The 11425-nt window shown below is 71.7% G+C and carries 9 protein-coding genes, 1 pseudogene and 1 riboswitch; all 10 genes and pseudogenes read right to left on the bottom strand.

Annotated elements, in window-relative coordinates:
• Positions 1–415 (bottom strand): annotated as a pseudogene (locus ABZX67_RS20040) (SAM-dependent methyltransferase); the annotation flags it as partial.
• Positions 416–630: 215 nt separating this feature from the next.
• On the bottom strand, positions 631–2016 hold the full coding sequence (locus ABZX67_RS20035; protein WP_355361938.1) for an NAD(P)/FAD-dependent oxidoreductase: 1386 nt from the start codon (positions 2014–2016) through the stop codon (positions 631–633).
• Positions 2017–2398: 382 nt separating this feature from the next.
• On the bottom strand, positions 2399–3319 hold the full coding sequence (locus tag ABZX67_RS20030) for a Ppx/GppA phosphatase family protein (protein WP_355361936.1): 921 nt from the start codon (positions 3317–3319) through the stop codon (positions 2399–2401).
• Positions 3316–3846 carry a DUF501 domain-containing protein gene (locus ABZX67_RS20025; RefSeq protein ID WP_355361934.1) on the bottom strand — a complete coding sequence of 177 codons (531 nt, stop codon included), beginning with the start codon at positions 3844–3846 and terminating at the stop codon, positions 3316–3318. The genes ABZX67_RS20030 and ABZX67_RS20025 overlap by 4 nt, the downstream gene beginning before the upstream one ends.
• 14 nt (positions 3847–3860) lie before the next feature.
• Complete coding sequence (locus tag ABZX67_RS20020; RefSeq protein ID WP_355361932.1) at positions 3861–4355, bottom strand: septum formation initiator family protein; 495 nt, start codon at positions 4353–4355, stop codon at positions 3861–3863.
• Positions 4356–4458: 103 nt separating this feature from the next.
• A complete protein-coding gene (eno, locus tag ABZX67_RS20015; protein WP_355361930.1) occupies positions 4459–5748 on the bottom strand; it encodes a phosphopyruvate hydratase in 1290 nt (429 codons plus the stop codon).
• 254 nt (positions 5749–6002) lie between these two features.
• A complete protein-coding gene (locus ABZX67_RS20010) occupies positions 6003–6713 on the bottom strand; it encodes a transglycosylase family protein (protein WP_355361928.1) in 711 nt (236 codons plus the stop codon).
• Between the two features lie 3 nt (positions 6714–6716).
• Positions 6717–6887, bottom strand: a riboswitch (cyclic di-AMP (ydaO/yuaA leader).
• Positions 6888–7159: 272 nt separating this feature from the next.
• Positions 7160–8065 carry a transglycosylase family protein gene (locus ABZX67_RS20005; RefSeq protein WP_355361926.1) on the bottom strand — a complete coding sequence of 302 codons (906 nt, stop codon included), beginning with the start codon at positions 8063–8065 and terminating at the stop codon, positions 7160–7162.
• Positions 8066–8230: 165 nt separating this feature from the next.
• Positions 8231–9520 (bottom strand): cytochrome P450, encoded by a 1290-nt coding sequence (locus ABZX67_RS20000; protein ID WP_355361924.1) that lies wholly within the window; start codon positions 9518–9520, stop codon positions 8231–8233.
• A complete protein-coding gene (locus ABZX67_RS19995) occupies positions 9517–11397 on the bottom strand; it encodes a hypothetical protein (RefSeq protein ID WP_355361922.1) in 1881 nt (626 codons plus the stop codon). Before ABZX67_RS19995 ends, ABZX67_RS20000 begins: the two co-directional genes overlap by 4 nt.
• Positions 11398–11425 lie beyond the last annotated feature (28 nt).

The raw sequence follows: 11425 nt of genomic DNA, 5'->3' as shown, positions 1-11425 counted from the left end.
TGTGCAGCGGCCCGGTGCGCCGCCGGACCTCCTCGGCGGGCGGCGGGGGCGGCGGCCAGGGCCCGGCGATCTTCACCAGCCCGCGGACCGCCGCCCGCACCCGCGGGTCGCGCACGGCGTGGACGGTGTCCTTCGCGTCGGCGCCGCGCTCCCAGATGAAGCCGGCGAGCCGGTCGAGGGCCTCGTACAGATCTCCGTCGACGTCGATCTCCCCGGCCACCCACGCCCGTGCCAGGCCCAGCTCCCCCGGCTTCCACAGCAGCCGCCGCAGGGCCCGGCGGCTGCGGAGAACGAGCACCGGGGCGTCGCCCGGAGGGCCCGCCTCGCTCCCGTCCCAGGCCCGGATCCGGACGGGCAGGGGAACCCCGAGCAGGTCCTCGGCGAGAGTGGTGAGCCGCGACGCGGCGTCGGCCATGGTGCACACCTCCGTGACGTTCGATCCCAGAAATGCTCGTCACCACGTAAACACCGACAGCGACGGGATGCAGTCCCGGAACGACGCAATGGAAGGGCAAAAACCCGCGGTGGGCGGCCCCCTGGACAGCACGAAGGGGCCGCCCGCACCACGGATGGCGGGCGGCCCCTCGGGAGCCGGACGTACGGCCGGTCCGGCTCAGCGCTGAGCGTGCGTCAGGAGGCCTTGGCCTTCTGCGGCGGCGTCGCCGAGGAGGAGGCCTGCGGCGCCGGCTTGGCCGCCTCGTAGAACTCCTCGCGCGGCGACTCGATCGCGCCGAGCGAGACGACCTCGCGCTTGAGGAACATCGCGAGCGTCCAGTCCGCGAAGACGCGGATCTTGCGGTTCCAGGTCGGCATGGCCATGCCGTGGTAGCCGCGGTGCATGTACCAGGCGAGACGGCCCTTGAGGCGGATCTTCATCTTGCCCATGACGATCATCGCGACGCCCTTGTGCAGGCCGAGACCGGCGACCGCACCCTTGTTGGCGTGGCTGTACTCCTTCTGCGGGAAGCCCCGCATGCCGGAGATCACGTTGTCGCCGAGGACGCGGGCCTGGCGCAGCGCGTGCTGGGCGTTCGGCGGGCACCAGGCGTTCTGGTTGCCGGCCTTGCGGCCGACGAGGTCCGGGACCTGGGCGTTGTCGCCGGCGGCCCAGATGTAGTCCGTGCCCTTGACCTGCAGCGTGACGTCGGTGTCGACGTGGCCGCGCGGGCCCAGCGGCAGGCCGTAGCGGGAGAGGACCGGGTTCGGCTTCACACCGGCGGTCCAGACGATGGTGTTGGAGTCGACCTCCAGGCCGTTCTTCAGCACCACGTGGCCGTCGACGCAGGAGTCCATGGAGGTGTTGAGGTAGATCTCCACCCCACGGCTCTCCAGGTGCTCCTTGCCGTACTGGCCGAGCTTCGGGCCGACCTCCGGGAGGATCTTGTCGGCGGCGTCCACCAGGATGAAGCGCATGTCCTCGCGCTTCACGTTCTTGTAGTACTTCGCGGCGTCGCGCGCCAGGTCCTCGACCTCGCCGATGGTCTCCGCGCCGGCGAAGCCGCCGCCCACGAAGACGAAGGTCAGCGCCTTGCGGCGGACCTCCTCGTCGGTCGTCGAGTCGGCCTTGTCGAGCTGCTCGAGGACGTGGTTGCGCAGGCCGATGGCCTCCTCGATGCCCTTCATTCCGATGCCCTGCTCGGCGAGGCCGGGGATCGGGAAGGTCCGGGAGACCGCGCCGAGCGCGATGACCAGGTAGTCGAACGGCAGCTCGTACGCCTCACCGACGAGCGGCGAGACCGTGGCGACCTTGCGGTCCTGGTCGATGCTGGTGACCCGGCCGGTGAGTACCTCGGCCTTGGGCAGCACGCGTCGCAGCGGGACGACGACGTGCCGCGGCGAGATGCTGCCGGCGGCGGCTTCGGGCAGGAAGGGCTGGTAGGTCATGTACGACCGGGGGTCGACGACCGTGACGGTCGCCTCGCCGTAGCGCATCTTCTTGAGAATGCGCCGAGCTGCGTACAGGCCTACGTACCCACCGCCTACTACGAGGATCCTGGGACGCTCCGTGGTGCTCATGCCATCGAGTATCCACCCGCCGGAGGGGGGTCGCTCGTGCGCCCCTTCACAAGCTTCCGGGGGACCTCTGCTACACTCCGCCGCCCACGTGACCGAGGTCATGGCGCCGGAGGGGAACCGGGGTGTAAGCGAAGACGTTGTTCACCCCCGTTGAACTGGGACAGAGAGCACCTTGCAACGGTGGACCACACCGGAGTTCACACCTGCGAAACATAGGCGAGGTGCCCCTCGCGGGCGCGAGAAAGGGCCCCGAAGGGGTCCTCGGAGGCCCCGAAACGCCCCCACGACCCCCCTCGGGGCCCTTTTCCTTGTGAAGAACTTCACGAACTTTCCCGACGGGCTGTCCGGCGCGACTTCCGACCGGGTGACCGACGGCCCCGCGTCAGACCAGCGAGAGGGCGATTCCGTCCAGAATGTCGTGTTCGGAGACCACGACCTCCCGCGCCCCGATCCGGTCCATGACGGCCAGCAGCACCAGCGCCCCGGCGGCGATGACGTCCACCCGGCCGGGGTGCATCACCGCGATCGCGGACCGCTCGTCGTGGGTGGAGGCGACCAGGCGCCCGGTGACCTCCGCGACCTGCTCGTAGGAGACGCGGGAGCGGTGGATCGCCGCCGAGTCGTACTCCTCCAGCCCCAGCGCGATCGCGGCCACCGTGGTGACCGACCCGGCCAGCCCGACCAGCGTCCCGGCCTCACGCAGCGGAACGGTCTCCTCCGCGAGGTCCAGGGCCGCTTCGACGTCCGCCCGGATCGCCGCGATCTCCGCCTCCGAGGGCGGGTCGCTGCGCACATGACGCTCGGTCAGCCGTACGCAGCCGATGTCGACGGAGCGGGCCGCACGCGCGTGCGAGCGGCCGACCACGAACTCGGTGGAGCCGCCGCCGATGTCCACGACCAGGTACTCCTGCCCGGTGTCGGGCAGTTCCTTCGTCGCGCCGACGAAGGAGAACTCCGCCTCCTGGTCACCGGTGACGACCTCGGGCTCCACGCCCAGGATCTCCCGCACGCCCCGGACGAAGTCGTCCCGGTTCTCGGCGTCGCGCGAGGCCGAGGTGGCCACGAAACGCAGCCTCTCGGCGCCGTACTCCTTGATGACGCCGGCGTACTCGCGGCACGCGGCGAAGGTGCGCTCCAGCGCCTCGGGGGCGAGCCGGCCGGTCCGGTCGACGCCCTGGCCGAGTCGGACGATCGTCATCCGCCGGTCCAGGTCGGTGACCTGGCCGGTCGTCGGGTCGACGTCGGCGACGAGCAGGCGGATCGAGTTCGTACCGCAGTCGATGGCGGCGACCCGGGTCGTCACTGCGCGTCCTCCCGGTGAGCGCCGACGCACGGGCCCTTGGCCCACCACTCCGGCAGCATCGCCAGCGCCTCGTCACCCAGCGGGTTCACACCCGGGCCGGCCACGAGGGAGTGGGCGACGAGCACGTGCAGGCACTTCACCCGGTCCGGCATGCCGCCCGCGCTCGGGAAGCCCTCCAGGACCTCGATGGCGTCGCGGCGCGCGATGTAGTCCTCGTGCGCGGCCCGGTAGGCGGCCGCCAGCTCGGGGTCGGACTGCAGCCGGTCGGTCATCTCCTTCATGACGCCGTTCGCCTCCAGCGTGCCGATCGCGGAGTTCGCGCGCGGGCAGGTGAGGTAGTACGTCGTCGGGAACGGCGTGCCGTCCGGCAGCCGGGGCGCGGTCTCCACCACGTCGGGGTTGCCGCACGGGCAGCGGTGCGCGATGGCGCGCAGCCCGCGCGGCGGGCGGCCGAGCTGTTCCTCGAACGCCGCGACGTCCGCCTCGGTGGGCTCGGTGCGTTCGGTCTGCGGAGGGGGCGTGTCCATGCCTGCCTTGGGTTCTACTTGCGGTCGGTGCGATCGGTGCGGGTGGCGGGGTCGGTGCGGTCGGCGGTGTCCACGCCGTCCCAGAGGTTGGAGTACCAGGGGCGGTCGGCCGCGCCCTGGTCGCTGCGGCGCTGGCGCACCGCGTCGGGGTCGATGACCGTGTAACCGGTCTCCCCCGGGCGGACGTAGTGCAGGTGTTCGCGGGCGAGGCGCCTGATGTACGCGTCGTCCTGGAGCCGAGCCTTCTCGTCGCGCAGCCGCTCGACGCGCTCGGCCGCCTCGGCCGCCAGCCGCTCCTGCTCGGCGATCTCGCTCTGCTGGGAGACCCACTGGCGCATCGGGTACGCCAGGGCCACCACCATCGAGCAGACCACGAGCGCGAGGAAGGCCGCGCGGCCGGTGAGCCGGGAGCGTTCCTGACGGCGGGTCTGGGAGCGGTACACGCGGGCGGCGGTCTGCTCCCCGAGCAGCCGCAGCCTGGTCGCGGTGGAGAACCGGTCCCGGGCCATCCTCGCTCCTCCCCTGCACCCCGTTACGTACGTACGTCCCCGGACACGGTACGGGACCGCGGCCGGGGACGTACGTAACCGGGCTACTGAGGGCCTATCGGCCTTACTCGCCCGAGAAGCGGAAGCGCGGGAAGGCGCTGCGGCCCGCGTACACCGCTGCGTCGTCGAGGATCTCCTCGATGCGCAGCAGCTGGTTGTACTTGGCGACGCGCTCGGAGCGGGCCGGGGCGCCGGTCTTGATCTGGCCGCAGTTGGTGGCGACGGCCAGGTCGGCGATGGTGACGTCCTCGGTCTCGCCGGAGCGGTGGGACATCATGCACTTGAAGCCGTTGCGCTGGGCCAGCTCGACGGCGTCGAGGGTCTCGGTCAGCGAGCCGATCTGGTTGACCTTGACGAGCAGCGCGTTGGCGGCGCCCTCCTCGATACCGCGGGCCAGGCGCTCCGGGTTGGTGACGAACAGGTCGTCGCCGACCAGCTGCACCTTGGCGCCCAGCTTCTCGGTGATGGTCTTCCAGCCGTCCCAGTCGTCCTCGAACAGCGGGTCCTCGATGGAGACCAGCGGGTACGCCTCGACGAGCTCGGCGTAGTAGTCGGTCATCTCGGCGGCCGAGCGGGACTTGCCCTCGAACTCGTACGCGCCGTCCTTGTAGAACTCGGACGCGGCGACGTCGAGCGCCAGCGCGATGTCCTTGCCCGGGGTGTAGCCGGCCTGCTTGATGGCCTCGAGGATGAGGTCGAGGGCGGCGCGGTTGGAGTCGAGGTTCGGGGCGAAGCCGCCCTCGTCGCCCAGACCCGTGGACAGGCCCTTGTCCTTCAGGACCTTCTTCAGGGTGTGGTAGACCTCGGCGCCCCAGCGCAGCGCCTCGGAGAAGGACTCCGCGCCGATCGGGGCGATCATGAACTCCTGGATGTCCACGTTGGAGTCGGCGTGCGAGCCGCCGTTCAGGATGTTCATCATCGGAACGGGCAGCAGGTGCGCGTTCGGGCCGCCCAGGTAGCGGAAGAGCGGCAGGTCGGACGCCTCGGAGGCGGCGTGCGCGACGGCGAGGGAGACGCCGAGGATGGCGTTGGCGCCGAGCGACGACTTGTCGGGCGTGGCGTCCAGGTCGAACATCGCCTGGTCGATCAGCCGCTGCTCCGTGGCGTCGTAGCCGACGAGCTCCGGGCCGATCTGCTCGATGACGGCGAGGACGGCCTTCTCGACACCCTTGCCGAGGTAGCGGTCCTTGTCACCGTCGCGGAGCTCGAGGGCCTCGAACGCACCGGTGGAGGCACCGGACGGGACGGCAGCACGGCCGGTGCTGCCGTCGTCGAGGCCGACCTCGACCTCGACCGTGGGGTTGCCTCGGGAGTCCAGGATTTCCCGGGCTACGACGACGTCGATGGACGGCACGAGCATCTCCTTCTGGGATGTGACGCAATGTGTGACGCGAGCGGTGCAGGGTGCAGGGTCTCTTTGGCCTTGCGCCGTGCGACAAGAGCCTATCCGGCCGGGGGGCCGGGGCCAGCCGACGCCCGCCTCGTGGGACGAAAAACGACCCAAGGGCCCTGTTTACGGGGCAAAAGCCCACAAGGTTTACCTGCCGGTAACCGCGAAGGCCCCGGCCCGCCGCCGCATGGGCGACTCGGGCCGGGGCCGTCGGGGGGTCAGCTCAGGTGGAGCTGCTGGCCCGGGTAGATGAGGTCGGCGTCCTCGACGATGTCCTTGTTCAGCTCGAAGAGCTTCTGCCAGCCGCCTTCGACGTTCTCCGCCTCGGCGATGGTGCTGAGGGTGTCGCCGGCCTTCACCTTGTACTCGCCGTCGCCCTTGGCGACCTTCTTGCCGGTCGGGGTGGTGACGGTCTTCTTCGCCTCGGCCTTGGGCGCGGCCTTGGGGGCCTCCCCGGCCTTGGGCGCGGCCTTCGGCGCGGTGCGCTGCTCGCTGCGGGTGGTGGGCTGCTCGGCCGTGCGCTCGGCGGCGCCGCCGTCGTACGCGGCGTTGGACAGGCCCACGCCGCACACCGGCCACGCGCCCTTGCCCTGGCCGTCCAGGACCTTCTCGGCGATCTCGATCTGCTGCGCCTTGCTGGCCTGGTCGGCGGTGGCGGCGTACGCGGTGCCGCCGTACGCGGCCCAGGTGGAGGCCGAGAACTGCAGGCCGCCGTAGTAGCCGTTGCCGGTGTTGATGGACCAGTTGCCGCCGGACTCGCACTGGGCGACCTTGTCCCACTCGGCGGAGGTGGCCGCCGAGGCGGAGGTGGCGCCCATCAGCGGGGCGGCCACGGCGACGCCGGTGATGCCGGCGAACGCGGCGAAACGGACCGCCTTGGACGGGCGACGGTGCTTGGCCTTGCCGGAAACCTTGCTGGAAAACAGCATGGAGATTCTCCTCACCGACGCCTGCGAGGTGAGCTGTCGGGTTAGGGCTGATGAGCTGCCCCGCCGCGCGACTCGCGCGGCCTCACCCCAAGCCGGCTCACGGACCGTCCTTCGACGGCCGGGGGCCGGCACCTACCTTGGGTCCCCCGCTCCTGCCTTCGGCGCATGACGCGACGACTGTTCCCTTGCGTCCGGCGGCAGGATTCGGCGTACCGGTCGAAGGGGCCCGCGATGGCGAGCGATGAAGACCGTAATCACAGAGCCCGGTGAAGTTCAAAGACGGACATCCGGGTCAATCCGCCCCTACCGCCCTGCGCTTGACGGACGTTTGCGCAGGTGAGGGGCGGATCGGACACATCGTGCGTTCGTGAGGCGCCAGTTGGCACAAAGAGACTCATGTCTCACTGACGCAGACCCGGACATAGGGGTACCAACACCCCCGCCACCTAGCGCTGCGCGGGGGCCAGATCGAGGCTCTGGCCGGGCAGGATGAGGTCCGGATCGGCGCCCACGGTCTGGCGGTTGGCGTCATAGAGGGCGGTCCAGCCGCCTTCGAGGTCCTTCGCCGCGGCGATGGCGGAGAGGCTGTCGCCGGGGCGGACGGTGTACGCGCCCGGCTGGGCGTCCGCCAGGTCGCGTGTCGCGCCGTCACCTCGCGAGGTGTGGCCGTCCGTTTCGCGCCCGCTGACCGAATTGTCGGCGCTCGTGGGGTTCTCGGCCTCCGGCGCGGCCGGGTCGGTCGCGGTCGGGTCCGTCGCCGCCGGGGGCTCCGCCGGGTCGGGCGCGCCGCGGTGCTTGCCGTTGCCGGGGACGGGCGGGGCGGCCGGGGCCGACGTCTCCGGCGCGGCGTCCGGCGTGGTGGGCGCGGCGGGCTCGGCCGGCAGGAGGCTCTCGACCGGGTCGGCGGGGGTCACCGGCTCGGTGGGCTCCACCGGCTGGCCGGCGTCGGCCGGAGCGGACGCGCCGGGAGCGGCGTCCGGGGCGGCCTCGGGCGTCGCGGTGCCGGAGGACGCGTCGGGCGTGGCGTCCGGCTTCGCCCCGGTGGCGCCGCCCAGGCCCACGATGGGGGCGCAGGTCTCCCAGGTCTTGACGCCTGTCGCGGCGTAGACCTGCTCCGCGACGGCTATCTGCTGGGCGCGGCTGGCGAGGTCGGGGCGCAGGGCGTACTGCTTGCCGCCGTACGCGTCCCAGGTCTCCTGCGAGAGCTGGAGTCCGCCGTAGAAGCCGTTGCCCATGTCGGCGCTCCACGCGCCGCCGGACTCGCACTCGGCGACCCGGTCCCACGTGTGGGCGTCGACGGCCGACGCGGAGCCGGCGCCGAGCAGCGGAAGGGCGATGGCGGATCCGGTCACCCCTGCCGCGACAACGATGGCGGGGGCCTGACGGGGTCGACGGTGCCTGCCGTTCCCGGAGCGCATGCGGTGTGCCTTTCGCGTGACTGCTGAGGTGACGGTGAACGTAGCGGCATTCGAACGTCAGTCACAAGTCGATGCAGGGGAGATTACGCGAAGATCACATTACTGACGGATCGTCATTTCCGGTGCCCCGCTGGGACCCCTCCCAAAGGGGGTGAACTCGACCGGGAGCGTGCGCAGTCCACGCATAATCAGCCCCCCGCGCCACCGCAAATCGGCAGGATCCACCGCGAGCCGGAGGTCCGGCAACCGGGTCAGCAGCGTCGCCAGCGCGGTCTGCCCTTCGAGGCGGGCGAGCGGCGCGCCGAGGCAGTAGTGGATGCCGTGCCCGTACCCCAGGTGCTGGTTGTCGCGCCGCGCCAGGTCCAGGGTGTCGGGCTCCGCGAACCGCTCCGGGTCCCGGTCGGCGGCCGCGAGCACCACCAGCACCGGATCGCCCGCCGCGATGCGCTCCCCGCCGATGGTGAGCTCCTCCGTGGCGAACCGCCACGTGGCGAGCTCCACGGGCCCGTCGTACCGCAGCAGCTCCTCGACCCCGGTCTCCAGCAGCCCGTGCTCGCCGGCGGCGAGGGACTCCTGGAGCCGGGCGCGCTCGCCGGGGTTGCGCAGCAGGGCGTACACGCCGTTGCCGATGAGGTTGACCGTGGTCTCGAACCCGGCGAAGAGGAGGATGAAGGCCATCGCCGCGGCTTCGTTCTCGGTGAGGTGCTCGCCGTGGTCGCTCGCCCGGATGAGCCCCGAGATGAGGTCGTCCCCGAGGTCCTCGCGCTTGCGGTGAATGAGCTCGGCCAGATAGCCCCGCATCTTCTTCACCGACCGCGCGACCCCACCGCGCGGCCCGCCGCCGTGCCGGATCATCATCCCGGCCCAGTCCCGGAAGTCGTCCTGGTCCTCGGGCGGGACGCCGAGCATGTCGCAAATGGCGTAAATGGGGAGCGGGAACGCGAACTCGTGGATGAGGTCGGCGCTCCCTTTTGTAGCGAAGTTGTCGATCAAGCGGTCCGTCAGCTCCTGCACCCGCGGCGCGAACTCCGCCACCCGGCGCGGCGTGAACGCCTTCGAGACGAGCCGGCGCAGCCGCGTGTGGTCCGGCGGGTCGATGTTCAGCAGGTGCGTCATCAGCTCCGCCTTCCGCTCCCCCGGAATGCCGGTCTTCCCCTTGGCGTGCGCGGGCTCGTCATGATGCGCCGGATTCTTGCTGAGCCGCTGATCGGCGAGCGCCTGCCGCGCGTCCGCGTACCGGGTGACCAGCCACGCCTCGACCCCACTGGGCAGCTTGGTGCGGTGCACGGGGGCGTGCTCGCGGAGCCAGGCGTAGGCGGGGTAGGGGTCGGTGGCGAACTCCCAGGTGAAGAGCTCGGGGGCGGGGTTCGCGTGGTTCGGGGCGTTCACCCCTCGACGGTATCCGCCCCGTCCGCCTCGGCGGCGAGGGCCTTCTTGGCCACGGGGTGACCGGCTTCGGCGGCTTTACGCATCCATGCGCGTGCCTCGTCCAGCTTGCCCTCCTTGGCGCGGAGCCACGCGAGGCGGAAGGCACCGTAGGAGTCGCCGAGAGTTAAGCCGTGCAGGTACCAGAAGCCGGCGTCGCGCGTGTGGCCGCGCTCTTCGAGGAGCACGCCGAGATGGACGGCGTCCAGTCCGTGGTCAGCGGCACGGCTCCGGAGGTACTCCTCCGCGACGCGCTCGGATCGCCCCCCGCCTTCAAGCATCGCCAGTCTCTGGGTGTCCCCGGCGTCGACAGCCCGGCGGAAGAGGAGCCTGGCGAGGAGTTCCTCACCCCGGTAGCGGTGCAGGACGCCGAGGCTGCCGGCGACTCCCTCGTCACCCCGGTCGAGCGCCGCCAGGTAGAGGTTGAAGGCCTTGTCGTCCTCGCCCATGCCCAAGTAGAGGTCAGCGAGCCGGTGCGCCGCCTCGGGATCCTCGGCATCCGCCGCGACTCCCAGCCAGTGCATCGCCCGGTCGCTCAGCAGCTTCCCCAACTCCAGCGCCGCTTTCGCGTCGCCCGCCCCGGCAGCGGTCTGCAGGTACGGTTCCGCCTCCCGGGCCTCGCCGCGTTCGGCGAGCAACCGGCCCAGCTCGCCGCAGGCGCCCGCGTGGCCCGCGTCGGCGGCCTTGCGGAGCCACGCCTCGTCGTCGATGAGCCGCCCGAGGCGGTACATCGCCTCCGCGTCACCGGCTTCCGCCTTCACCAGGTAGTACACGCTCGCCTGCGGGGTCACGGCCTTGGGGTCGTGCGCGAGGGCGGCGCCCCAGACCGCGTCGGGCACCGGCGGCAGGGCATACGTCCAGGTCGCGTCCACGAGCAGCGAGCCGTACGCCCGCCATCCGCCACGGTCCTCGACAAGCAGGCCCGTGATGCCGAGTCGGGGCCGGGCCGCCCAGGCGAGGGCGTCCTCGAAGGACCCGCCGGAGGCGGCGTCGGAGTCGTACAGCTCGTGCGTCGTACGCAGCAGCTCCACCGGTAGCGGCCCCGTGATCCCGCAACGGACCAAGTCGATGGCCGCCCTCACCAGCCGGTGGCCACGCGGGTGGTTGGCCGGACGGCGAGCGCGCTGCCACTCTGCCCACAGGTCGGGGCCGAGACCCAGGTACTGCGTCACGCCGGTCCGGCCTCGCCTCTCGAGCGCGAACCAGTGGCCCGCGTCATCGCTCTCCCACAGCCGCCCGAGCTCCCCCTCACTCCACTCCAGGCCCAGCTCCACCGTCCGCCCCCGGCTCAGCACCCGCGCGTGTGCCGACGCGCCGAAGCGGTGCTCGTCGTACGCCTCGTCGGACATCGTCGCGACCACCGGCACGCCGAGGCTCGTGAGCCGGGCCAGCAGCCCCGCATCGAGGCCCCGCTCGTGGAGGTGCTTCTCCAGCTCGTCGAGCCACAGCACCCAGGGGCCACCGGTATGCCGGGCCAGCGCGCGCAGGTCGGCGCCCGGCGGCGGGACGCACACCTGGTGGTCGGGCAGCGCGCGGACCATCGCCGCCCACGCGGTCGTGGTCTTGCCGGACAGCGGCTCGCCGGTGACGACGACCAGCCCGCTCAGCTCCGCCAGTTCGGCGTCGCGGTCCCGGAGGACGTACGTGCCGTCGTAGTGCCGCCCGCCCAGCGCCACGGGGTCCGTCTCGCGGACCGGCAGCCAGAGGAACGGATCCGGCGGCGGGGCGCCGCCGACGTGAACGGTGCCGATCGAGCCGGACTGCACGATGGCCGAGGCCATGCCGCCCGACATCTCGTTGCGCACGGCGGCGGCCTCGGCCGCCCGCGACTCCTCGTCCATCGCCCCGCCCCATCCGTCCCGTGAGGGA

Origin of the sequence: Streptomyces sp. NPDC003036, assembly GCF_040611175.1 — a bacterium.
GTDB lineage: Bacteria > Actinomycetota > Actinomycetes > Streptomycetales > Streptomycetaceae > Streptomyces.
The sequence above is the reverse complement of the archived record's forward strand: the minus strand, read 5'-3'. Positions and strand labels throughout refer to the sequence as shown.

Excerpts from the sequence above, each read along its gene's own strand:
- ABZX67_RS20035 (WP_355361938.1), bottom strand. The coding sequence starts at position 2,016 with ATGAGCACCACGGAGCGTCCCAGGATCCTCGTAGTAGGCGGTGGGTAC.
- ABZX67_RS19995 (WP_355361922.1), bottom strand. The coding sequence starts at position 11,397 with ATGGACGAGGAGTCGCGGGCGGCCGAGGCCGCCGCCGTGCGCAACGAG.
- ABZX67_RS20020 (WP_355361932.1), bottom strand. The coding sequence starts at position 4,355 with ATGGCCCGGGACCGGTTCTCCACCGCGACCAGGCTGCGGCTGCTCGGG.
- ABZX67_RS20010 (WP_355361928.1), bottom strand. The coding sequence starts at position 6,713 with ATGCTGTTTTCCAGCAAGGTTTCCGGCAAGGCCAAGCACCGTCGCCCG.
- ABZX67_RS20025 (WP_355361934.1), bottom strand. The coding sequence starts at position 3,846 with ATGGACACGCCCCCTCCGCAGACCGAACGCACCGAGCCCACCGAGGCG.